19 protein-coding genes are annotated in these 23,938 nt (G+C 58.4%); 6 read left to right on the top strand and 13 right to left on the bottom strand.

The window, feature by feature from the left end; all coding sequences use genetic code 11:
• Positions 1–130: 130 nt before the first annotated feature.
• Positions 131–1,366, bottom strand: a complete 1,236-nt coding sequence (locus tag G3A56_RS20865; RefSeq protein ID WP_082186026.1) for an SGNH/GDSL hydrolase family protein — start codon at positions 1,364–1,366, stop codon at positions 131–133.
• A gap of 64 nt (positions 1,367–1,430) precedes the next feature.
• Positions 1,431–2,654 carry a lytic murein transglycosylase gene (locus G3A56_RS20860; protein WP_082185326.1) on the bottom strand — a complete coding sequence of 408 codons (1,224 nt, stop codon included), beginning with the start codon at positions 2,652–2,654 and terminating at the stop codon, positions 1,431–1,433.
• Between the two features lie 195 nt (positions 2,655–2,849).
• On the opposite strand from G3A56_RS20860, the gene galU reads away from it, so the two are divergent.
• Positions 2,850–3,737 (top strand): UTP--glucose-1-phosphate uridylyltransferase GalU, encoded by an 888-nt coding sequence (galU, locus tag G3A56_RS20855; protein WP_082185327.1) that lies wholly within the window; start codon positions 2,850–2,852, stop codon positions 3,735–3,737.
• 74 nt (positions 3,738–3,811) lie between these two features.
• Here the strand turns inward: galU and uppP are convergent, their stop codons facing one another.
• Entirely contained in the window at positions 3,812–5,296 is a 1,485-nt protein-coding gene (gene uppP, locus G3A56_RS20850) for a polysaccharide biosynthesis protein UppP (protein ID WP_082185328.1), read from the bottom strand.
• 414 nt (positions 5,297–5,710) lie between these two features.
• Here uppP and G3A56_RS20845 point away from each other — a divergent pair, with 414 nt between their 5' ends.
• Both G3A56_RS20845 and G3A56_RS20840 read left to right on the top strand, forming a co-directional pair.
• A complete protein-coding gene (locus G3A56_RS20845) occupies positions 5,711–6,076 on the top strand; it encodes a PAS domain-containing protein (RefSeq protein WP_082185329.1) in 366 nt (121 codons plus the stop codon).
• A 73-nt stretch (positions 6,077–6,149) separates the two neighbouring features.
• The gene (locus tag G3A56_RS20840) at positions 6,150–7,145 is read left to right on the top strand and encodes a KpsF/GutQ family sugar-phosphate isomerase (protein ID WP_003497712.1); all 996 of its coding nucleotides are present in this window, start codon (positions 6,150–6,152) and stop codon (positions 7,143–7,145) included.
• 3 nt (positions 7,146–7,148) lie between these two features.
• On the opposite strand, the gene G3A56_RS20835 is transcribed toward G3A56_RS20840, so the two are convergent.
• The 6 genes from G3A56_RS20835 to G3A56_RS20810 all read right to left on the bottom strand — a co-directional run bounded on the left by G3A56_RS20835 (position 7,149) and on the right by G3A56_RS20810 (position 14,231).
• Positions 7,149–7,616, bottom strand: coding sequence for an NfeD family protein (locus tag G3A56_RS20835; RefSeq protein WP_035242913.1), 468 nt, complete (start codon positions 7,614–7,616; stop codon positions 7,149–7,151).
• A gap of 2 nt (positions 7,617–7,618) precedes the next feature.
• Positions 7,619–8,668: an SPFH domain-containing protein gene (locus G3A56_RS20830; RefSeq protein WP_082185330.1), complete on the bottom strand. Its 1,050-nt coding sequence runs from the start codon at positions 8,666–8,668 to the stop codon at positions 7,619–7,621.
• A 59-nt stretch (positions 8,669–8,727) separates the two neighbouring features.
• The gene (gene hemH, locus G3A56_RS20825) at positions 8,728–9,762 is read right to left on the bottom strand and encodes a ferrochelatase (RefSeq protein ID WP_082185331.1); all 1,035 of its coding nucleotides are present in this window, start codon (positions 9,760–9,762) and stop codon (positions 8,728–8,730) included.
• A gap of 347 nt (positions 9,763–10,109) precedes the next feature.
• Complete coding sequence (locus tag G3A56_RS20820) at positions 10,110–12,047, bottom strand: 5'-nucleotidase C-terminal domain-containing protein (RefSeq protein ID WP_082185332.1); 1,938 nt, start codon at positions 12,045–12,047, stop codon at positions 10,110–10,112.
• A 216-nt stretch (positions 12,048–12,263) separates the two neighbouring features.
• A complete protein-coding gene (omp10, locus tag G3A56_RS20815; RefSeq protein ID WP_003497694.1) occupies positions 12,264–12,638 on the bottom strand; it encodes an outer membrane lipoprotein Omp10 in 375 nt (124 codons plus the stop codon).
• 147 nt (positions 12,639–12,785) lie between these two features.
• The gene (locus G3A56_RS20810; protein WP_164056816.1) at positions 12,786–14,231 is read right to left on the bottom strand and encodes a homospermidine synthase; all 1,446 of its coding nucleotides are present in this window, start codon (positions 14,229–14,231) and stop codon (positions 12,786–12,788) included.
• A 258-nt stretch (positions 14,232–14,489) separates the two neighbouring features.
• Between G3A56_RS20810 and G3A56_RS20805 the strand changes: the two genes are divergently transcribed.
• On the top strand, positions 14,490–15,398 hold the full coding sequence (locus G3A56_RS20805; protein WP_082185334.1) for a GGDEF domain-containing protein: 909 nt from the start codon (positions 14,490–14,492) through the stop codon (positions 15,396–15,398).
• Here G3A56_RS20805 and G3A56_RS20800 read toward each other — a convergent pair.
• Positions 15,395–16,030 (bottom strand): aminotransferase class IV family protein, encoded by a 636-nt coding sequence (locus G3A56_RS20800; protein ID WP_082185335.1) that lies wholly within the window; start codon positions 16,028–16,030, stop codon positions 15,395–15,397. The two genes, G3A56_RS20805 and G3A56_RS20800, sit on opposite strands and share 4 nt — an antisense overlap.
• Positions 16,031–16,129: 99 nt before the next feature.
• A complete protein-coding gene (locus tag G3A56_RS20795) occupies positions 16,130–17,980 on the bottom strand; it encodes a M3 family oligoendopeptidase (protein ID WP_082185336.1) in 1,851 nt (616 codons plus the stop codon).
• A gap of 170 nt (positions 17,981–18,150) precedes the next feature.
• Here G3A56_RS20795 and G3A56_RS20790 point away from each other — a divergent pair, with 170 nt between their 5' ends.
• Both G3A56_RS20790 and G3A56_RS20785 read left to right on the top strand, forming a co-directional pair.
• Positions 18,151–19,695, top strand: a complete 1,545-nt coding sequence (locus G3A56_RS20790) for a sigma-54-dependent transcriptional regulator (RefSeq protein ID WP_082185337.1) — start codon at positions 18,151–18,153, stop codon at positions 19,693–19,695.
• Between the two features lie 176 nt (positions 19,696–19,871).
• Positions 19,872–21,776, top strand: coding sequence for a peptidoglycan L,D-endopeptidase MepK (locus G3A56_RS20785; protein ID WP_035226751.1), 1,905 nt, complete (start codon positions 19,872–19,874; stop codon positions 21,774–21,776).
• A gap of 84 nt (positions 21,777–21,860) precedes the next feature.
• On the opposite strand, the gene pyk is transcribed toward G3A56_RS20785, so the two are convergent.
• A complete protein-coding gene (gene pyk, locus G3A56_RS20780) occupies positions 21,861–23,300 on the bottom strand; it encodes a pyruvate kinase (RefSeq protein WP_035222169.1) in 1,440 nt (479 codons plus the stop codon).
• Positions 23,300–23,731, bottom strand: coding sequence for a DUF1036 domain-containing protein (locus G3A56_RS20775; RefSeq protein ID WP_374701181.1), 432 nt, complete (start codon positions 23,729–23,731; stop codon positions 23,300–23,302). The genes pyk and G3A56_RS20775 overlap by 1 nt, the downstream gene beginning before the upstream one ends.
• Positions 23,732–23,938 lie beyond the last annotated feature (207 nt).

Raw genomic sequence — 23,938 nt, 5'->3', positions numbered from 1 at the left:
ATGTGTCGAAGAAAGATCGCCATGCGAAAATGCGGTTACAGGCCGCATTCCTGCAGAGCTTCACTTATCCTGCCATTTTCGGATTGCCTAAACATTACGCCCTGACGGGCTCTTGCCGGTCTGATAGCGCCTATTGCCTGGCCTGTGCCGCATCCGGGGCGATGCGATAGTCATCGATACGGCCCGCCGGCGCATCGGCCATCTCGCCACGCTTGGTCAGCCGTTCGCGCGGCGATTCCACCACCGATACGCGTGTCGGCCCGGCTGTCGCTGGGGTGTCGCCAAGCAGCCTGTCGCCGCCATCGAGATTGGGATCGGTGAGGCTGATCGGTTGCGTGCGTACCTGTCCCGCGTCGATGCCGAGTGCCGGCAGCGAGGTGAGCGCGGGCAGATTGCTGCCATCCAGTTTCACGAGGTCCGGCCCGGCGCTGTCGAGGTGCCTGCGCACGAATTTCTCGACGTAAAAGGCAAGCTTGCGTTTGCCGGCGCTTGTCATGCCAACGCCATCGGCCTCGCGCAGGCGCGCCTGCTGACCGTTCATGTCGTAACCGGTAATGACGAATTTTCCCGCCTCATCGACGAAACCGTCCCACACATCCACGAATTCGCCGCCGTATTTCTCGACATGGCTGCGATAAAGCCGGTTGAAGCCGACCAGATCGGCCGTGAGCGACGGCGACTGGAAAGCGGGCAGTCCAACCCACAGCAGCGGTACCTTCTTGCGACCGGCAATGGTCAGAAGCTCATCGATCCGCCGCTCATATTCCTTGAACCAGACATCGGTGCCGAATTTTTCCCTGATATCGCCGATCTGCATCTGCTGGCGATCGTTCGATCCCATCATGATGACGATCGTGGCCGGGTTGGTTTCGTTTATGAACTGCGGCAGGTTGGCGAACCAGTCGTAATAATCGGTGCGAACGAGGCCGGAAGAGCCGTTTGCCCGCACATCCACGGCAATTGCCGGCGAACTGGCAAAGGCGTTGACCAGTTCTTCGCCCATGCCTCCGGCCAGAAAATCGCCGACCACCAGCACGCGCCTTGCATTTTCAAGCTTGGCGGCCGGCTCCGGTTTTATGGTTCGCATCTGAACCACCGAAGGCGTTTTTCTTGCGGGCTGCGGACGAGTGACCGCTCTTTCGCGCGGGGCCGATGGGAAATCCCGGCGGTTGCGCGGCTGGTATTCGCGGCCCGGCGCATCCTCTCGTCCCACGGGCCTGCCGAACAGCATTTCGAACAGAGTTCGCCGCTGTTCCTGGGCAAAGCTTTCGGACGGCACGAGCGGGGCGCAGATGGCCGCACAAAGAATGATGACGCAGAAGCGCCAGCCTGTCTTTCCGCGTTTCGCAGCAGGTGTCCTACTCATGACATCGACCTTTCCGGATGGCTCGGCGGCGGTAACGACCGTCGCCGAATTTGCCGGCACACTATTAGTTGCGCAGGGCTCTCAGCAATCGCTGCGACGGCTGGCCGTCATTCTCCATGCCCATGCGCGACTGGATGGCGCTGATGGCAGCCTTTGAACCGGAGCCGAAATTGCCGTCGATCTCGCCATCGTAATAACCCAGTTCCTTCATGCGGGTCTGGAGTTCGAACTTTTCACGAATATCGAGCGTGCCATCCGGGCGTGGCCATTTCTGCTGCATGCCGCCATAACCGGCTATCTCGTCGGCAAGCAGGCCAACTGCCAGCGCATAGCTGTCCGATGCGTTGTATTTCTTGATGGTGAAGAAGTTTTTCATCATCAGGAACCCGGGGCCGTTTGCGCCGCCCTGCAATTTCAGCATGGCGCGGTCGGAGCCGCGGGTGAAATTCTTGCCGTTCGGGCGGGCAAAACCAAGCTTTGCCCATTCGGCAATCGTCTTCGTCTGGCCTTCGTAACGCGCGCCGCCCCGCGGCACTGCGGTCTCGTAACCCCATGTCCGGCCGGGCTCCCAGCCATTCCGGGAAAGAAGATTGGCAGCCGTTGCCAGAGCGTCGGGAACCGAGTGCCAGATATCGCGCTTGCCGTTGCCATCAGCATCCACCGCATAAAGCAGATAGCTGGTCGGAATGAACTGGGTGTGACCCATCGCGCCCGCCCAGGAGCCCGTCAGCTGCTTGGGCGTCACATCGCCCGCCTGCAGGATTTTGAGCGCGGCGATCAATTGCGTGCGCGCAAATTTGGCGCGCTTGGGGTCGGAATAGGCAAGTGTGGCCAGCGCCTGCGGAATATTGTGCAGTCGCTCCGGCTTTTCGAGAACGGCGCCGTAATTGGATTCCATCGACCAGATGGCAAGGATGATATGTTTATCGACGTTGAAGTTGCGCTCGATCCAGTTGAGGGTCGTCGCATGCTTCATCTTCATCTCGCGGCCGATCCGCACCGTATAGGGGTTCACGCGGGAATCGAGATAATCCCAGATCTGGGTGGTGAATTCCGGCTGAAAAGTCGCCTTGCGCAGCGCATCCGGATCCGGCTCGCTGACGCCGGCAAAGGCCTTTTGATATGTGGCCTTGCTAATGCCTTCTTTGGCGGCTGTTGCGTAGAACTGGTTGATCCACTGTCTGAACCCCGCATCTGCGTGAGCAGAAACGGGCACCAGCGAGATTGCCAAACCTGCAACCATCATGCAGCCGAATTTGCGGACACCTGAAAGGATCATCTTTATCATCGTCAGTCTTTCGTTCTCTCGAATGTCATTTCGATTGCGAAAACGCATCGGGCGTCGTCATGGATAACAAAAGAACGTCAACAAATTCTTTACCATTAATAGATGGTAGCGTCACCCTTTACAAAACGTTGTTATTTTTGAAATAACAACAGCGTGCGGGGATTGTGATCAAGTTTTATCTCTCAGGAGGGATATGTGGTAGAACAGAAGAAAATTCGGAAGGCCGTATTTCCGGTCGCAGGTCTCGGCACGCGTTTCCTGCCCGCAACCAAGGCGGTTCCGAAAGAGATGCTCACCGTCGTCGACAAGCCTGTCATTCAATACGTCGTCGACGAGGCGGCGGAAGCGGGCATCGAGCATTTTGTATTCGTCACCGGCCGAGGCAAGGCCGTGATCGAAGATTATTTTGATATTCAATTTGAACTCGAACAGATGCTGCGCGAGCGCAACAAGAATGCCGAGCTGACATTGCTGGCCGGCCTTCTGCCCAAGGCGGGCACGGCAAGCTTCACGCGCCAGCAGGTGCCGCTCGGCCTTGGCCATGCGGTATGGTGCGCACGGGACATCGTCGGTGACGAGCCTTTCGCCGTGCTTTTGCCTGACATGATCATGCATTCGCAGAAGAGCTGCCTGAAGGGCATGGTCGAACTTTACGACCAGACCGCCGGCAACGTCATCGCGGTGCAGGAGTGCGCCCCTGATCAGACGCATAAATACGGGATTGTCGGCGTGGGCGATGCCGTGGGCGAAGGTTTCAAGATCACCGAAATGGTCGAGAAGCCGGCCAAGGGAACGGCGCCGTCGAATTTCTACATCAACGGCCGTTATATCCTTCAGCCCGAGATTTTCGACATTCTCGAAAATCAGGAACGGGGTGCCGGCAACGAAATCCAGCTGACGGACGGCATGTTGACGCTTGCCCAGTCGCAGGAGTTTGCCGGCTATCATTTCCGCGGCCAGACCTTCGATTGCGGCGCCAAGGATGGTTTCATCCTCGCCAACGTTGCCTTCGCCCTGGAGCGTGGTGATATCCGTCCTGCGATCGAGGAGCCGATCAAGGCCCTGATCGAAGGTCTGAAGTAATTCAGCCCAGATATGCCATCAAAATATGTCATGGGAATCCCGGCCTTGCGCCGGGATTTCTGTTTTGAAGCGGTTTATCGCTTCAGGACAAGTCCGGCGCCGAAACGCAGTTCGCTGCTGTCATAAACCGGCGTCCACTGGTAGCTGACGTCCGCCGTCAGGTCGAGATAGCGGTTCAGGCCCCAGGTCAGGCCGGCGCCTGCGGTATATTCCACCGCATTCTCGATGTCAGAGGAGGGGAATGTCCGGTGGACGACCTGCCCCGTCAATCGTGCAACCAGATTGCTGCGCAATTCGTGGGTCAGGCCGGCATCGAGCCGATAGGAAATCCAGCCGCCCTGCGGGCCGCCGGCGAAGTCCTCTATCATCGTGCGCAGCCCGAGATTGACGTTGGTGCCGCGCTGGGGTGACCAGTTCAGTTCGCCGTCCAGCGTCAGCGCGCCGATGGCGGCAAGGCGGTCGTCGTCATATTGTTTGCGCAGGTAACCGATGGCGGCCTCACCGCGCGTCTTTTCGCCGAGATCGACCTCGGTTCCGATCTTCGCGCCATAGGAATTCGAGGAGCGGGCGTAACCGGAATTATCGAGACGCCGGTCATACTTCGTCGTCCCGGCGTTCAGTTCGAGGAAGGGGATCAAGGCCGGCGACAATTCGTAGCCGATGCGCCCGCGCAGGTTCGCGGCTTTCTGGTCGCGGTCGCTGAGGCTAATCGGCTGGCCGTTCAGGCCCTTCGCATCCGTATAGACCGTTCGCGACAGATCGAGCGCCGCAAGCCCGCGCAGCTTGCCGAAATCCCGTTCGATCGATGCGCCGGCGGTGAAGCGGTGTTCGCCACCCTGCACCGATGCGCCGGTCAAAGCGTTGGGATCTGTCGTATCTTCGCGGCTGAATTCGTAACCGGCCGTGAGATTGGCCGTTGTTTCTTCACCAAGATCGAGGCGCAGATCGGCCTCGAGCCTTGCCCTCGGCTCCTCACCATCCTTGTCGCTGCCGAAGTTCCTCTCCCAGGCGCCATCACCCGTCACCGTCAGCGCGTGGCGGGACCAGTCGCTGGTCAGCGTACCCCGTATGCCCGTTGTCAGGTAGTTGCGCCGGGAAGGGCCGCCGGTATTGGTCTGTTTTTCCGTATTGATCGTCTGGCTGATCGAAGGCCGCAGCAGGAATGTGCCGAGCCTAATGCCGGGGGTCTGTCCCGGCTGGCTCGCTATTTGCGGGTTTTCGCCACCGTCTACCGTCGGCTCATAGGGATTTTCGGCCTCGGCATAGGGCTGTCCCGCTTCGTCCTGCTGTTCGAAGATCGCATCGCCGGGATTGTTCGAGGGGCGCCACAGTTGCGGCGCGGGTGCAGGTACGCTGGTTTGCGCCGTATTCGCCTCAGTCTCTGCTGTCGGCGTGCCGGGAGGCGTTCCGTCGCGGGAGGGAACTGCATTGGGCAGGGGTGTCGTGACCGCAGTCTGTGCGAAAGCGTTTCCGGACGTGCAAAGAAGCGTGCAGGCAAGCAGCATGGTTGCTGCTTTCCGCGACGTCGGCAGACGTGTGGCGGCGCCCTTCACATTCATTCCTCTTCACCCGGCGAATTTGGCCGATGCCGGATCGAAAGTTCGCCAAGCACTTCTCCAGGCCATTGAGCGACAGGCCGGAGAAATGATGTGGACAAACCGGCGATCAGGCAGGCGACGCAAGTTTTAACATCGCTTTAACAATAGGTTTTTTATGGTTAACAGTTGATAAAGATTGCCGAGATTTCAGCGTTGCGGTGGCAGCGGGATATCAGCGGCCGTTTTGGTCCGCGGCGGCAGGTCAATTTCCTGAGGCCGGACTGTTCGGAGACCTACGCCTTAATGAAAAATACTTCTAATATGATAAGATTTAAACGTTTCAATCTGGCACGGAATTGTCCTATAATTCGTGGTGCTGGCCATAAGCGCTCAGCAAATCCTGTTGATTTTTATTTTTTGTGACAGTTTCTTTTCATGAATCCCGTTTTGAACATCAATCAGGTTGGTTTTTATTGCTGGGATATTACCAACGACCGATTTTATCTCGACGAAATCTGCGCTGAACTCTTCGGAATTCCGCTGAGGCAGGCGATGCAGGGCATCAGCATTTTCCAGATGCTTGAAAAAGTGGATCTTGATCATCGAAATCGCGTCATCGAGACCGCGTTGACCACGCTGAAGGCCGCAAGCTTCTACAGCCAGGAATATGCGGTGCGCCGTGGTGACGGAACGGTCTCGTGGGTAAGGACGGTCGGGCGATATCTGGTCGATGAGGAAAACATCCCTTTCAAGCGGCTTGGCACGATTGAGGAAATTTCTCCGCCCGACTTGCGGCATTGACTTGCGCCACTAAAAAGCAGCGCTCGCCGGCTGGAGAGTGGACATATTCCGGGTGAAAGAGTAACAGTCGGCCATGATTACGCGCGCCGTCAAACTGGTCGAAGACAATGCCATCGAATCCGCCGTGCGGACGATTTCGATGGAGCGGGCTGGCCTTGCCGCTCTTGAGGACGCTCTCAGGAACGGTCTTTCCGAGCCTTTCTGCAAGGCGATCGAGACCATCGGCCAGTCAAATGGCCGTCTTATCATAACAGGGGTCGGCAAAAGCGGACATATAGGCGCGAAGCTCGCGGCCACATTCGCCTCGACGGGCACGCCTGCCTTTTTTGTGCATGCGGCGGAGGCCAATCACGGCGACCTGGGGATGATCGGCGGTGATGACGTGGTTTTAGCTATCTCCAAAGGCGGGGAAAGTGCGGAGCTGCGCAGCATCATCAACTATTCGCGCCGTTTCTCCATTCCGCTGATCGCGCTTACCTGTTCGGAAAACTCGTCGCTGGCGAAAGCTTCCGACATCGTGCTTCTCGTTCCCAATGAACAGGAAGCCTGCCCGCTCGGTCTCGCGCCCACAACCTCCACATTGATGCAGCTGGCACTCGGCGATGCCCTTGCCGTGGCACTTCTGGAGGCACGCAATTTCACCGCCGGCGATTTCAGGGTGTTTCATCCCGGTGGCAAACTGGGCGCAAGCCTCACGCTGGTCAGCGATATCATGCATACGGGTGATCGCGTGCCGCTGGTCACCAAGGGTACGGCCATGCCGGAAGCGGTCGGCGTTCTCTCCCGCAAGCATTTCGGCTGCGTTGGCATTCTCGACGAGGATGGCCGCCTGTGCGGCATCGTCACCGAGGGCGATCTGGCTCGCAACCTGTCGCGCAACCTCGCCGAATTGACGGTTGACGACATCATGACCCGCAATCCAAAAACGGTCAAAAAATCGGTGCTGGCGACCAGCGCTCTGGCGACGCTTGAAAAATTCCACATTGGCGCACTGATCGTCATCGATGACGACAACCGGCCGATCGGACTGGTGCATTTCCACGATCTTCTGCGGATTGGCGTCGCCTGACCGTCAGGATCGGTCGAGCGGTTCTATCGTGAGGGTTCGACCACGCGCGGCCGCGATCCTGACACGTGTTCCGGCAGGCATATCCTCGCCGTTGACGGACCACCATGTGTCATCCAGCCTTATCCGGCCTCGCCCTTCGACGATCGGCTCCTGCAACGTCGCGGTGCGGCCGACAAGGCTTGCCTCTCGCTGATTGAGAAAGGGTTCGTCGCTGGTTTCCCGGTTTCTGCCGAAATACCGCCGGCCAAGCAGGGCAAAGATTATGGAGAGGGCGGCAAAGAGCACAAATTGTAATTGCCATGCCCAGAATGCCGCGTCCCACAAAAACAGCGAGACCGCGCCGATGACCAGCGCGGCAAGGCCGATCCAGATCAGGAACACCCCCGGAGCAACGAGTTCGGCGGCCAGCAGAATGAAGCCGACGATCCACCAGCTCCATGGTCCAAATTCCGAGGCGAGCCGTTGCAGCATCATCACTTCTCCGATGAAGAGCCGAAGGGATTGCCGGGCACCGTGACATTGATGGTCTGGCCGGAAGACCGCGTCGGTGGCACCGAGCGGGAAGATGTGGGGGCGGCGGGTGCGGTTGGCGCATCGCCCCTGTCGCCGAAGACCTCTTTTGCAATCGTGCCGATACCGCCGAGCGAACCGATCAGCGCCGAAGCCTCCATCGGCATCAGCACGATCTTGGAATTCTTGGCGGTGCCGATCTCGGCGAGCGCCTCGGTATATTTCTGGGCGACGAAATAGTTGATGGCATGGACATTGCCGGCGGCAATGGCGTCCGACACCATTCGGGTGGCGTTGGCTTCGGCCTCGGCCAGACGTTCGCGGGCTTCGGCATCGCGGAACGCCGCCTCGCGTTGACCTTCCGCCTCAAGAATGGCCGATTGCTTTGCACCTTCGGCGCGCAGAATCTGGGCGTTGCGGGCGCCTTCTGCCTCCAGCACCTGCGCGCGTTTTTCACGCTCCGCCTTCATCTGCCGTGCCATGGAATCGACGAGGTCCTTCGGCGGCGCAATGTCCTTGATCTCGATGCGCGTGACCTTGATGCCCCATGGTCCCACGGCCTCATCCACCACGCGCAGAAGGCGATCATTGATCGCATCGCGGTTCGACAGCAATTCGTCGAGATCCATCGAGCCCATCACCGAGCGGATGTTCGTCATGGTGAGGTTTTCAATCGCCATTTCCAGGTTGGAAATCTGGTAGGCGGCCTGGGCGGCATTGAGGACCTGATAGAAGGTGACGGCATCGGCGGAGACACTGGCATTATCGCGTGTGATAACTTCCTGTGTCGGTATATGGAGCACCTGCTCCATGACATTCATTTTCGAACCGATGCTTTCGATGAAGGGCACGATGAGGTTCAGGCCGGGCTCGAGCGTGCGGGTGTAGCGCCCGAACCGTTCAACCGTGTAACGATGTCCCTGCGGCACGGTCTTGATACCGGCAAACAGCACCAGAATAACCAGCGCCACCGCTGCCAGAACAACAATATCGAAGCCGCCCAATTCAATCATCACATTTCCTCCAGGGTAAGAACCGTCAGGGGTTTTACCCCAGTAGCGTTATGGCAAGATTACACCCAGCCTTGCAACTCTCGCCGTACAACCTTTTCGAGAACATCCATACCCTCGGCGCTGTCGTTAAGACAGGGGATATGGGTAAATTTCTCGCCGCCATTATGCAGGAAAATCTCGCCGGCTTCACCGGCAATTTCTTCAAGCGTCTCAAGACAATCCGATACGAAGCCGGGATTCATGACGGCGATGCGCTTGATGCCTTCTGAAGCCAGCTTTTCGACGGTTTTGTCGGTATAGGGCTGCAACCATTCCTCCGGCCCGAAACGCGACTGGAAGGTGATCATGAAATTCTTGTCCGTCCGTCCCAGCGCTTCGCGCAGCAGGCGGGCGGTCTTCTGGCAATGACAATAATAGGGATCACCCTTTTTGAAATAGGATTGCGGAATGCCGTGGAAGGAGGTGATCAGCATCTCCGGCTCCCAGTCCAGCGTCACCAGATGGTTTTTGACGGAGGCGGCGAGCGCGTCGATATAGGCCGGATCGTCATGATAGGGCGGCACGGTGCGCAGTGCAGGTTGCCAGCGCAGCTTCATCAGGTGTTCGAAAGCCTTGTCGTTGACGGTTGCCGTGGTCGATGCGGCATATTGCGGGTAGAGCGGAAAAAGCAGGATTTTTTCGCAGCCCTGTTCCTTCAGTGCGTCGATTTTCGAGGCGATGCAAGGCTGCCCGTAGCGCATCGCCCAGTCAACGACGACATTGGGCAGATCCGTCAGCGCCTTTGCCATCAACTCACCCTGGCTGCGGGTATAGGTGCGCAGATAGCTTTCGTCGCGTTCCTGGTTCCAGATTTCCTCATAGGCCTTGCCGACCTTTTGCGGACGCTTGTTGAGGACGATGCCGTAAAGGATCGGATACCAGTAAAGGCGGGACCATTCGATGACGCGCTTGTCGCTTAAGAATTCCGCCAGATAACGGCGCATCGGCCAATAATCCGTACCATCCGGCGTGCCGAGATTGACGAGCAGAACGCCGACCTTGCCAAATCTTATGCCGGGATGGTCTACGGGGAGTGCGGATAGTTCTGTCGCCATGAATGACACCCTGAAACTCGGACTGGTTGCGTGAGAAGCGGTTTCGTTTGAAGGCGAAAACGCTCCATCGTCTGTTTTATGCATGCCGGACGTAAACCGTGAGGGGTTTTGCCGGAAATGCCGGAGCTATACGCCCGCGCCGTCAATTTGTTCACGTGTTCTAGACGAAATTTTTCAGGATTAAACCACCAGCTGGGGTGTTTTCCGGGCAGGGGGGTCGGCAGGATGTCTTTCGATAAAATGCAATCCGTAATGTTTTGTTTTTAAATGGAAAATGAGAAGCCGGCCCCGATGTCCGGGGGCCGGCTCCTTGTCTGCGGCAAATTGCCCTGTCTATTGCTTCCTGCTTATTGCGCCGGAAGCTCCAGTTCCTCACCGATCTCGATGTGGTTCGGATGCTTCAGTGTGTTCGCCTTGGCAATTCTGGTCCAGAGAGCGCCGTCGCCATATTTTTCGGCAGCGATCTTCCAGAGCGAGTCACCCTTTTCAACGACATATTTGCTGACGGCAGCAGCGGCTGCCGCAGGCGCAGTAGCGGCCGGTGCGGTGGCAGCAGGCGCTGCGGGCGCCGGAGCCGGTGTTGCTGCCGGAGCCTGTGTGCCTGCTGCCGGTGCCGGTGCGGTTGCTGCGGGTGCAGGTGCTGCGGGCTTTGCCGGAGCCACGTAACCGGCAGGTGTCACTTCGCTGATGCGGCCGTCTGTATAGGGCTTATAGGGGCTGTTTGCGGTGATATAAGCGGCGACAGCCTCTTCGAGGTTGGGGCCGAAATCATAGGCGTTGATTGCCTTCGTCGCAAAGACCTTGAAGCCATCACCGCCGGTGCGAACATAGTTGTTGGCCGCGACGATATAGGTCTTGGCCGGGTCGAGCGGCACAAAGGTCTCGCCGTCTTTGACCTCAACTGAAACGATGCGGCTGCCGGCAGGCTTCGAGCGGTCGAAAGAATATTTCAGGCCGGAAACCTGCATGAAACGGCCAGCACCATCATCGATCTGGCTAACGCCGTTTTCGAGGGCGGCGCGAATATCCTCGCCCTTCAGCTGGAAGGTCGCGACGGTGTTCTGGAACGGCAGAACCGTCAGGACCTCGCCCATCGAGACATCGCCGGCATCAATGGAAGCGCGCAGGCCGCCGCTATTTGCGAAAGCGATGGTAATGCCCTGATCCTTCACACGGGCCAGTGTGGCGTCCGCCACCAGATTGCCCATGGAGCATTCCTTGACGCGGCAAATCTTGCGGTCGCCCTCGATCGGGCCTTCCGAAGTGCCGACGACCTTGGATTTCAGCGCCTCGATCGGTGCTTTCAGCTCGTCGATACGCTTCAGCGTCGCTTCATCGGGTTTGAAGGAGGAATCGATCAGGATCGGGTCGCCCTTGCTTTCCTTTACCACACCGCTGTCATCGAAGACGACGCGCAGGTCACCGAGATATTTGCTGTATTGCCCTGCCTGAACCACCGGAACCTTGTAGCCGCCAGGATTGTCGACGAGCGTCGGATAGGGGCCTTCGGCCTTCTGGTCGGTGTTGGAAAGCAGTGTATGCGAGTGGCCGCCGACCACGACGTCCACATCCGGGATTTTCGCGATGAATTCGAGGTCGCGCGGATATCCGACATGGGTAAGGGCGATGATCTTGTTGACGCCGTCCTGCTTCAGCTTCTGCACCTGTTCGCTGATTTTCGCGACATCTTCGGCAATGGTGATATTGGGACCGGGCGTTGCCAGTTCCGCCGTGTCGTTGGCGACCGCACCGACGATGCCGATTTTCTGGCCGCCGACTTCAAGGACGATGGAAGGCTTGACGCGATCGCCGATCTTCGAGGCGGCGCTGGCGACCACGTTTGCGGTCACCACCGGAAACTGGACCTTGTCGAGGAAGCCGGCAAGCCCGTCTTCGCTATCATCGAACTCATGGTTGCCGACGGTCATGGCGTCGAACTTCATGGCGTTCAGCATTTCTGCTTCAACGGTGCCCTTGTAGGTGGTGTAGAATAGTGACCCCTGAAAATTATCGCCGGCATTAAGCAGAAGAACATTTTTCCCTTCAGCCTTGAGCGCGTCGCGGGTCTGGTTGATTGCCGTCAAGAGGCGCGCAGCACCGCCGAAGCATTCATTCTTGCCTTCTTCTTCCGCCGAGCAGGTCGAGTCGGACTTGTTGATCGATTCGATACGGGAGTGAAAATCGTTGATGTGAAGAATGTTGAGCTCGTAATCGGCCAGAGCCGCTCCAGCCGAAAGCGTTATTACCGAAACGCTCAGCATGCCCAGTCCCAAAATTTTCTTCATGGTCCCTCTCTCCTGTTCAAAGCGGAAGCCACGGCCGGTCGATCATCATCCGGTCGTGCTTATTTTCTAGTCCGAAAATATGTCAGTCTTTCAAAGCGCGATGTTTCCATTTAGCGGCAGTTGTCGCAAGAGAAATTATGACAGTCACGCAATAAAGAAAAACGCACGCCTGAAGCGTGCGTTTCACAATGCTATCCATTTGAAAATATAAGATTATCAGCCTTGACGCGTCAGCGAGAACTGGCTGTTTGTGTCTGTCGTGCAATTCAATTGTGACGGGGAGACAAGGGCGCAGTTGACGCGCGATTGCGTATTGCGAACCAGCGACGTCATGTTGATTTCGTAGAGCGTCGGCGAAATGGTGACATAGGTGCCGGACGCCAGAAGCGTATTGGTGTCGGTCGAACGTGTAGAGAAAGCGCCGTTCTGGAATGTCGATACGATGCCGTTACGGTCGATCCAGCGGCCATCGACGGCCGGCCCGCGGGCAAGCGAGGGGGCCATCGAGGTCTGCTGGGAGGGACCCGGCGCGACGCATGAAGACACCGCGATGGCGGCTGAAAGCAAAGCAGCGCTTGTCTTGAAGTTCATGAGCCTGTTCTCCTGCGATTCGATGAAACCCTTGTGCTTCGACCATGCCGTGAAGCGTTCTTTATTTCAAGGCAACGTTGTTTGCTCTCCCGGGTTCCTGACGTCCCGCATGAAAGCGCCGGCGTGACAAATATGAGACTCCGTCCCTCAGCGCACCAGAATATTGCGGAACTGCCAGGGATCGGACTTGTCGATATTGTCGGGAAACAGGCCGGGGCGACTGTCGAGCGGCGTCCAGTCCGTGTAATGTCCCTCGACCGGGCCAAGATAGGGGCGCTGCACCTCAAGGCATCGGCGGTAATCCATTTCATCCGCCTCGACGATGCCGGCCTGCGGATTTTCAATTGCCCAGACCATTCCGGCCAGCACCGCCGAACTGACCTGCAGCCCGGTCGCATTCTGGTTGGGCGCGAGTGAGCGCGCCTCCTGCAGGGTCAGCCGCGAGCCGTACCAATAGGCGTTTTTGTCATGGCCATAGAGAAGAACACCCAGCTCGTCGGCGCCGTCGACGAGTTCGTCCTCGCCGAGCACATGCTGGATCGGCTGGGCCGTGCCGCCATTGCCGAAGAGTTCGTGCAGGGAAAGAATGGCGTCGTTGCAAGGGTGGTAGGCATAATGACAGGTGGGGCGATAGATCACGCCGCCATCGTCATTGCGGACGGTGAAATAGTCGGAAATCGAGATCGCTTCATTGTGGGTGACCAGAAATCCATATTGCGGGCCCTGGCCCGGACACCATGTCCGCACCCGGGTATTGGCGCCGGGTTGATCGAGATAGATCGCCGCCTTGCTGCCCTTTTTCTGCTTTTTCGCGTTTTTCGGCATCCAGTTTTCATGCGTCCCCCAGCCGAGTTCGGCCGGCTGAAAACCTTCGGCGATAAAACCCTCGACGGACCAGGTGTTCCAGAACGCCCCGAATGGCTTGGGCTCCTTTGCCCGCTGCGTGTCGCGCTCGGCCACATGCACGCCCTTGACGCCGAGCTGTTTCATGAGCTTTGCCCATGCTTCCCGGTCATGCGGCTGCGGCTCTTCGATATTAAGGCCCGTATCTCTGGCGAGATTGATCAGCGCCTGCTTCACGAACCAGGACACCATGCCCGGATTGGCGCCACAGGTGGAAACCGCCGTTGTGCCGCCCGGTTTGCGCGCCTTTTCCTTCAGCATGGTCTCGCGCAGCGAATAATTGGTTCTGGAGGCATTGTCGGCGTCGGCGTCGAAATAAAAGCCCGGCCATGGCTCCACCACGGTGTCGATATAGAGCATGCCGTGTTTGCGGCAGAGCCTCATCAGATCAACGGATGCGGCATCGACGGAAAGATTGACGCAAAAGCCCTGGCCCTGGACACCTTTGAGGAGCGGCTTGAGAACCTCCTTATAGTTTTCCTTGGTCAGATGTTTGCGGATGTGATGAATGTTTCTCTCAGCCAGAAACGCCGCGATATCCTCGCGCGGATCGATGACGACGAGACGGGTCCTGTCGAAATTGAAATGACGTTCGATCAACGGAAGAGTACCGCGCCCGATGGAGCCGAAGCCGATCATGATGATGGGGCCGTCAATATCGCCGTAAATCGGATGGTTTGCGTCCGTCATTCGTCAATTTTCCTTTTTCAGCCAATAAGTAAGCTAGATCATAAAAGCGTGCCACAATAAAGGGCAGGTGGATGACGGACATATGACGGTGACGACGACGGGATGGACCGGCGCACCCTTTCCACCACATTCTACCTCTTCGCATTTTAGATAGTGCGTTTATAATTATGTTCTTCTTTTCGTGTATATGTCCAAAGGCTTGGGGCTTTGGCCGGATGACGACGGGGGAAATTTTCGCCATCACAGGAGAGTTGCCTGTTGGATAGTCTTATCGAGCGTGTTGCAGCGCTTCAGAGTGCCACCCCCGTTCTGATCGCTCTCTATGATTCCGGGGACCGGTTGCGGCACGCCAACCCGTCGTTTCGGGAAAGCTTTCAGCTTGCTGCCGGAGATTTCCCGACCTGGGCGGATATCATGCGGCTGAACCATCGCCTGCGCACCGGCGTCGTCATAAGAAACAGCGATTTCGAGGGATGGCTCATGTCGGCGCAGTCCCGGCGCGGCAAGCTGCCTTATCGTGCCTTCGAGATGGACATGTATGACGGCCGCTGGTTCTGGATGACGGAGACGGTGCAGCAGGATGGCTGGATGCTCTGTGTCGCAAGCGACGTCACCGAATTGCGCCAGGGCTACAGAGCCCTGCGACAGGACCGCGATCTGGCGGTGCGCGCCTCGCAGACTGACGAATTGACGGGAACGGCCAACCGTCGTTTCGTTTTCGCGAAACTGGCCCTGCAGGTGGAACGGGTCGGCAGAGGTCTTGAAGCGCCCTTTTGCCTTTGCACGCTCGATATCGATTTTTTCAAGCAGATCAATGATCGTTTCGGCCACAAATGCGGCGATGCGGTTCTGCGCGATTTTGTCGGCATCGCCCATTCCGTCGTGCGCCGGGTGGACTGTTTCGGCAGGATCGGCGGTGAGGAATTCATGCTCATCCTGCCGCGCAGCTCCGTTGCCGAAAGCGGGGAGATTGTCGAACGACTGCTGCAAAGGGTGCGTCTTTCCAGACCCCTGCCCGATTTCCCGGATTTTTCCTACAGTTGCTCGGCCGGCATGACCGCCTATCGCATGGCGGAAAGCGCTGACGAGGTTTTCATGCGTGCCGACAAGGCCCTTTATGCGGCCAAGGAGAAAGGCCGGGACCGGCTTCTGGCGGTGACGGTTTAGACCAGTTCCGCCGCAATCAAGCCATGCAGCGAATTACCCACGAACAACCGCCCCCCGGCAATATCTTCCGGCTTCAGGGCCTGCCCGCGCGCCTTGCGTTCACGGATAAGATCGGCGCGCAGGACGCCCGGAAGAATGCCACTGTCGAGTGGGGGCGTCAGCAATTGCCCATCAGGCATTTCGACGAAGATGCTGGTCGAGGATCCCTCGCACAACTCGCCGCGCTCGTTGAGAAGCAGAACCTCATCCGCATCTGCGGCTGAGAATTCGGCGCGGGCAGCATCATAGGGCTCCCGGCGCGACGACTTGTGGCGATAGAAGGTATCGGCGGAATCAAGGGTGGTTTGGGTGGCAATGCGGACGCGCCAGACGGTATCCTCCTGCAACGGCCGAAAGGCGGCCGTTTCAATATCCAGCTCACCCTTGTAGTTCATGACAAGCTTTACGCAGAGCGGGTTTTCGCCGCCCACCGTCTTTTCCAGGGTCTGGACCGCATTGAGGGGTGCGCGAAAACCCAACGCATCGGCGGAGCGCAACAGCCGGCGCATATGCTGGTCAATGCGCTGAAAGCCCGATTGCGGCTCCCAGCGCAGCGTTTCCCTCAAGGTCAGATCGGCGGGTTTGCGTTTCATTGCCTTTGCTCGTCGCCTGCAGTCTTCATTGGTGTCCATACCGGCGATATCAACCGGCAAAGCTTGTCCGAAATAGGATAGCCTTGCCGGCTGGCGAGGTTAAGCCTGTTTGTTATCCAGCGCTTCCAGCTCGTCGATCAGCCCCTCGATCATCGAAAGGCCCTTGTCCCAGAAGGAAGGATCGGTCGCATCAAGACCGAAGGGCTTCAAAAGCTCGGAATGGTGCTTGGTGCCGCCCGCTTTCAAAAGTTCGAAATATTTATCCTGAAAGCCGGTCTCGGCTTTCTGGTAGACCGCATACAGCGAGTTCACCAGGCAATCACCGAAGGCATAGGCATAAACATAGAAGGGTGAATGGATGAAATGGGGGATATAGGTCCACCATGTCTCATAACCCTCGGAAATCCGGATCGCCGGGCCGAGGCTTTCGGCCTGAACGGAAAGCCACAATTCACCGATCTGTTCGGAGGTCAACTCGCCCTGTTTACGGGCGGTGTGCAGCTTGCGTTCGAATTCATAAAACGCGATCTGGCGCACGACCGTATTGATCATGTCCTCGACCTTGCGGGCGAGCATGGCCTTGCGCTCTCTCACATCCTTGGTGTCGTCGAGCAGCTTGCGGAAGGTCAGCATTTCACCAAAGACGGAGGCCGTTTCGGCAAGTGTCAGCGGTGTGGCGCACATCAGCGCGCCCTGACCGCCGGCCAGCACCTGATGCACGCCATGACCAAGCTCGTGGGCGAGCGTCATCACATCACGCGGTTTGCCGAGATAGTTGACCAGAACGTAAGGGTGGGCCGATGGCACGGTGGGGTGTGCGAATGCACCTGGCGCCTTGCCGGGGCGGGCGGGGGCGTCGATCCATTCCTCATCGAAGAAACGGCGGGCGATATCGGCCATCTCAGGGGCGAAATCGCCATAGGCGGAAAGCACCGTATCCTTCGCCTCATCCCATGGAATAATCGTATTGGACGTATCGGGAAGCGGCGCGTTGCGGTCCCAGTAGTTCATCTGCTCCATGCCGAGCCATTTCGCCTTCATGGCGTAATAGCGATGCGAAAGGCGCGGATAGGCGTTTTTGACGGCGGCAGCCAGCGCATCAACGACCTCGCGCTCGACGCGGTTCGCCAGATGGCGGCTGTCGGCAATGTCTTCGAATTTGCGCCAGCGGTCGGAAATATCCTTGTCCTTGGCGAGCGTGTTGGTGATGAGGGTGAAGACCCGCAGATTCTCCTTGAAGGTGGCGCTCAGCGCTTCCGCCGCCTTCCTGCGGGTTTCCGGATCCGGCTCCTGGAGCATGTTGAGCGTCACTTCCAGCGGAAGGCTTGCGCCGTCAATATCAAAACGCAGATCGGCCATCGTCTCGTCGAACAGACGGTTGAAGGCGCTCGCGCTGGTCATCGATTTTTCAAGGAACAGCTGTTCTAGCTGATCGTCAAGCTGGTGCGGCTTGTCCTTGCGCAAATCCACCAGCCAGGGCCTGTAGTGGCCGGCCAGGGCATCGTTTGCCATGCAGGCGTCCATCACGGCGTCGTCGATGCGGTTGAGTTCTAGCGTAAAGAACAGGAGATGGGCGGAAATATCCGTCAGTTTCGCCTGGGCATCGCCGTAAAGCTTGCCGTTTGCCGGGTTCGACGTATCGGAAAAATAAGTGAGTCCGGCAAAGGAGCCGATGCGGCCGATAAGATCGTCCAGCGCTTCGTACTCCTTGAGGGCAGCGCCAATGCCGTTGGCGCCTGTCGCCTTTGTGGCGGTCTCAAGCTTGCCCTTCCATTTATCCTCGAAAGCCGTCGCCATCGCCGCCGCCTTCTCGATATCACCCTTATATTCCGGCGAATCGCCAGACGGATAGAGATCCGAAAGCTTCCAGCCGGGTAGGTCGCCAAGCACGGGACCGGAGGTTTCCGCAAGGGAAAAGACGGGTTGCGGAATGGAGCGATTAAGGGTCATCGGACGTATCCTTCTGGTTATGCTTTTCGAAGCATATGGGGCCTTTGTTTCCCGTAGCAATGGATAAAATGCAAGCAAATCTCAAAACTGGATGTTCAAGTCTCCTGTGCCAGAGTGCGGCATAAGGGACCGCATGACGCAGGTCCATAAACCGGAAACCGGAGCCAAAAATGACCGCGCATGTTCTCGTGATAGACGATGATCCTGTCCAGCGCCGCCTGCTCAAAAACGCGGTGGAACGTTATGGGCATCTCGCCTTGCTTGCCGAAAACGGCAAAGCGGGGCTGGAGCTGCTCAAGCAATATAGCGGCGAGATCAATGTTGTTGTCCTCGACCTTATGATGCCGGAAATGGACGGCCTGACCTTTTTGAAAGCCGTGGGTGAACTTGGTACCGATGTTCCCGTCATTGTCCAGACGGGACAGGGCGGCATCGACACTGTCGTGCACGCCATGCGCGCCGGCGCCTTCGATTTCGTCGTCAAGCCGGTCTCGCCGGAAAGGATCGGCGCCGCCATCTCCAATGCTCTCAAACTCGACAGGAGAGAGGCAAAGGCCCGCACGGGCAGGCGCGGACGGAGCAATGCAGTGAATTTTACCGATATCGTTTCCGCAAGCCCCGCAATGCTAAGGGTCATCGAGCTCGCACAACGCGCCGCCCAGTCCAGCATTCCCGTGGTGTTGGAAGGTGAATCCGGTGTTGGCAAGGAAATGGTCGCGCGCGCCATCCAGTCGGCCGGTGACCGGTCGAACAAGCCATTCATCACCGTCAATTGTGGTGCTATCCCGCACAATCTGGTCGAAAGCATTCTCTTCGGCCACGAGAAGGGCGCTTTCACGGGTGCCACGGAAAAACATGTCGGCAAATTCATGGAGGCGGATGGCGGAACGCTGTTCCTTGATGAAATCGGCGATCTGCCGCTGGACGTTCAGGTCAAGCTGCTGCGAGCGGTTCAGCAGGGCGAAATCGAGACCGTCGGCTCCGCGCGGGTCCAGAAGGTCAACGTCCGGCTGATTTCCGCCACCAACAAGAACCTTATCGAAGAGGTGAAGGAAGGCCGTTTCCGCGAGGATCTCTATTATCGCCTCAACGTCTTCCCGATCACCATTCCGGCGCTGCGCCGCCGCAAGGAGGATATTCCCCATCTGGCGCGGGTTTTCGCCGAGCGTTTTTCGGCGGAGCAGAAATTGCCCAATCCGGTTGGCCTTGACGCCAGCGCCCTGGCGCTGCTGACGGCTTATGATTGGCCGGGCAATATCCGCCAGCTTGAAAACGCCGTTTTCCGCGCTGTCGTGCTGTCGCAGGGCGAGGAACTGGCGGATTCCGATTTTCCGCAGATCGCGCTGCAACTGCCGGAATTTGCAACGGGGGATGATGCGGGAGATTCCATCCGGTCGCCGTCTGGATCGTCGCTGAAACTCGCGGCCTATTCACCGCCGCCGCCATTGGCCGAAACTAACGCCGTTCTTGAGGATACGGCGGATATTTCGACGACCATCTACCGCGGAGGCAACCTGATCTCCAGCATGGACGATTCGGGCAATATCCGAAAACTCGCGGAGATCGAGGAAGAGCTTATCCGCTTCGCCCTTCGTTTCTATCGCGGGCAGATGAGCCAGGTCGCACGGAAACTCGGCATAGGGCGATCGACGCTTTATCGAAAACTGAAGGATTATGGCATCGATCCCGATGATCCGCTTCGAGATGCCGCCTGATGCCGCAAATGGCATATTCCCCGGCAGATCGTGAGATTCGTTAACTTCTGAGCAAGGATATCCGCTTACCGTCTATAAACCTCTTGTTAGTGGCTGATTCACTATGTAGAGGAAGGTTGCATGTGTGTGGCAATTTTGCCATCGTGTCACCGTATTTGACGTTCATTTGAGGCAATGTGACAGAAATTGTCTTCCAGGCGGGGATCGAATTGCCATATCTGCATCGGAATAACGCGCTGTCGACCAAGATCGCGCGCGGCTTGATCAAGGATATATGCACGAAGCTGTCGGCACGCGCTGTCACCTTTGCCTGCCTGATGCTCGCCGCCATGCCTTTCGTAGGTGCCTCGGCGACGGAAGCCTTCGCCGAGACGCGCAGCCTTAAACTGTATTATATCCATACACGCGAGAAGGCGGTCATCACCTTCAAGCGCAATGGCAAATACGACCAGAAGGGTCTGCAGGAGCTGAACCGGTTCCTGCGTGACTGGCGCCGCAACCAGCCGACACGGATGGATCCGCGCCTGTTCGATCTCGTCTGGGAAGTTTATCGCCGCAGCGGCGCGACCGATTACATCAACGTCGTTTCGGCCTTCCGCTCGCCGGAGACCAATGGTCTCCTGCGCACCCGCACCAAGGGTGTCGCGGAAAAAAGCCAGCATATGCTCGGCAAGGCCATGGATTTTTACATACCCGGCGTGAAGCTGGCGCGTCTGCGCGAAATCGGCATGCAGATGCAGATCGGCGGCGTTGGTTTCTATCCGAGTTCCGGTTCCCCCTTCGTGCACATGGATGTCGGCGGCGTTCGTGCCTGGCCGCGCATGAGCCGCCAGGAACTCGTCCGCATCTTCCCGAACGGCAATACGCTGCATCTTCCCTCCGACGGCAAGCCGCTTCCCGGTTACGAGCAGGCTCTGGCGGATTACAAGAAGCGCGTTAGCTCATCCTCTATCCAGGTTGCTTCCAGCGCCGGTTCCGGTCCTGCTTCTTCCGGCGGCGGCAAGCGCAAGACGCTGTTGCAGACACTCTTTGGCGGTGGAGGCGATGAGGACGAAGATCCGGATAGCATCGCAGCGCCGGAGCCCGCAGAACGCCCGGCTGTCGCACGGCCGGCTGCTCCGCAGCCCGCAGCGCCCGAGCCGGAACAGGCCATTGCCGTTGCTTCCGCACAATCTCTTCCTGGCGTGAACGATGCGCCGCTGCCAACGGCTCGTCCCGCCTTCGGCAATCAGCCGGCCAATACCGGCCTTGCGACTGCACTTTATTCTCCTGCCCGCAATGCTGCGCAGGATGCACTGCAGGCTGCGACAACGCCGACACCGGCGTCCGCTCCAGCTGAGCGTCAGCAATTTGCCGATCTGGCCGAGGTATCCGTACCCGTGCCGACACTTCTCGGGCCGCGTGGCATGAGAGGCGATGCCGAGGGATCGATCCTGACGGCTTCGGCAGATGGCGCAACCCCGGCTGCGACCGGTGAACTTGCCTCCGTTCCGGTTCCCGCCAATCGCCCGGCAGTCGCAGAAGCTCTGCTGGCAGCGGCCAATGCTGACCCCGAAGGCGAAGACGATCTCGCCGACGCACAGCAGGATACGCTTTCGCCGACAGTGGTGGCGGCTCTTGAACAGAGCGGTCAGGCTGCCCGTTCTCAGGTTCAATCGGCTGCCGTTCCGACAGCTGCTGCGTTCCCGGCCGCTGTCAACCACAAGGTTACGGTAGCGCCGGCCGAAACGGCCAAGGCAGAACCGAAGCAGGGCTTCGGCGATGCTTTCGACCTCAAGCCCGCCATCAATGGTGGCCTCACTGCCGGCTTGCCGACCAAGGGCTCGCGCCCGAGCAAGCAGGATGCGGCTGTTTCCCATCAGGCGATGGTTGGTGGTGGCCGTCTGACGCAGGATCTGATCTCGGATTGGGCGCTCAACCAGAACAAGGGTACGACCGGGCGTTCGGTGAAGGCGCCGCGCGTTATCGCCAACCGCATGCTCAGCCACGACATGTCGGCCTCTGCCACCTCGGCAAGCTTCAGGCCGGGCGCTGCGGCAATCGAGTCCAGCCGCTTCAGCACGCCGGTGAAAATGCACTGAGCTCAAGCTGTTGTAATGCGGCCGAAAGGCCAACAAAAAACCCGCCGGTAACGGCGGGTTTTTTTATGACGGTTTGTTCCGACTTCAGACGCCGCTCTGGCCGTCCGAACCGATATAGGCGATGCGCACCATATTGGTTGCGCCGGGGGTTCCGAGTGGTACGCCGGCGGAGATGATGATGCGCTCGCCCGGCTTGCCGAAACCTTCGGAAACGACGATGCGACAAGCGCGGTTCACCATGTCGTCCAGATCGCTGGCATCGCCGGTGACGACGCAGTGCAGGCCCCATACGACAGACAGGCGGCGTGCGGTCTGGATGATCGGCGAAAGCGCAATGATCGGAACCTGCGGCCGTTCACGCGCGGCGCGCAGGCCCGTCGTGCCGGAGGACGTATAGGTGACGATCGCCGCAAGCTTCAGCGTTTCGGCAATCTGGCGGGCGGCAAGCGAAATCGCGTCGGCGCCGGTTGCTTCCGGCTGCGGGCGCTGCGCGTAGATGATGTTGGAATAATAGGGATCCTGTTCCACCGTGCTGGCGATGGATGCCATGGTCGACACGGCTTCGACCGGATAATCACCGGAAGCCGATTCAGCCGAAAGCATGATGGCATCGGCGCCTTCGAACACGGCAGTCGCGACGTCCGACACCTCGGCGCGGGTCGGAACCGGTGCGGTAATCATGGATTCCAGCATCTGGGTGGCGACAACGACGGGCTTGCCGGCCCGACGGCAGGCACGCGTCAGTTGCTTCTGGATGCCCGGAACTGCTTCCAGCGGCATTTCGACACCGAGATCGCCGCGTGCGACCATCAATGCGTCGGAAAGTTCGATGATTTCCTCGATCCGCTCGATCGCCTGCGGCTTCTCGATCTTGGACATCAGGCCAACGCGGCCGCGCGAAATCTTGCGGACTTCGGCCAGGTCTTCCGGACGCTGGACGAAGGAAAGTGCAACCCAGTCCACTTCATTGGTCGCCAGAACGGCATCGAGATCGACGCGATCCTTATCGGTCAGCACGCCGACGCCAAGCAGGGTATCGGGCAGGCTGATGCCCTTGCGGTCGGAAATCCGGGTGCCGGAAACGACCGTGGTGACGATGCTCTTGCCGTCGCATTTTTCAGCGCGCAGATGCAGCTTGCCGTCGTCGATCAGCAGGCGGTGGCCAGGCTTGACGGCTTCGAGAATTTCAGGGTGCGGCAGGAAAACGCGGCTGTTGTCGCCGGGGGCGTCATTATTGTCGAGCGTGAAGGTCTGGCCCGGAACGAGATCGACCTTGGTTTCGGCGAATTTTCCGACGCGCAGCTTGGGACCCTGCAGGTCGGCCAGAATGCCGATGGGACGGCCGTTGCGGCTCTCGACCGAACGGATACGCTGAATGAGCGTCCGCATCACGTCGTGGCTCGCATGGCTCATGTTGATGCGGAAGAGATCGGCGCCGGCCAGATGCAGCTTCTCGATCATCGCCTCTTCGGAAGAGGCGGGGCCGAGAGTTGCAAGAATTTTGACTTTGCGGTTACGCTTCATCAGTTTTGATTTCCCTGTGTGCCTGGCGTATCGGAAAGCTGGACCATCCAGCTACCCTGTCTGCCCGTGTCATATTCCTTGAAACCCATTCTCTGGAAGCTGCGGGCATAACAATCGTCTACGCCGTCGATCTTGAACTCGTTTTCCGCCACGCACATGTTGACGTCACCGGTCCAGCGGCCGCCATGGGCGGCATCCTCGGCATAAAGATAATAATAACGCGACTGCAGCTCACCCTCTATCAGCGTTGCGCAGGTAGAGGAGGGAACCTGCCACCAGCCTTCACTGACCCAGCCGTTTTGTGCCCGGTAGCCGATTGCGACCCCCACGAGGTTTTGCGTGCTGTTGCAGACGCGGAAATCCGCATGGGCGGTCTCCACGAACACAAACGGGGTCAGAAACAATGCCGCTGCGGAAAAAAGACGGGTGATATGCCGAAAAAGGCGAGGAAGAGCGAGAGATGACTGAGTCACGGCTTCCATCCGGATTCCATGGTTATAATGAACACACTTCTTGGCGTGGCCGCCAGAGAAAGTCAACGCGAGTTTAATCGATTATATTGTTCGTGGGATCATGAGTGCGATAAGGTAGATGGCTGTTCTTTCGCCGAAACTTGCGCCCGGCCTCAAGCCATGCCA

Source organism: Rhizobium oryzihabitans, from assembly GCF_010669145.1.
GTDB lineage: Bacteria > Pseudomonadota > Alphaproteobacteria > Rhizobiales > Rhizobiaceae > Agrobacterium > Agrobacterium oryzihabitans.
The sequence above is the reverse complement of the archived record's forward strand: the minus strand, read 5'-3'. Positions and strand labels throughout refer to the sequence as shown.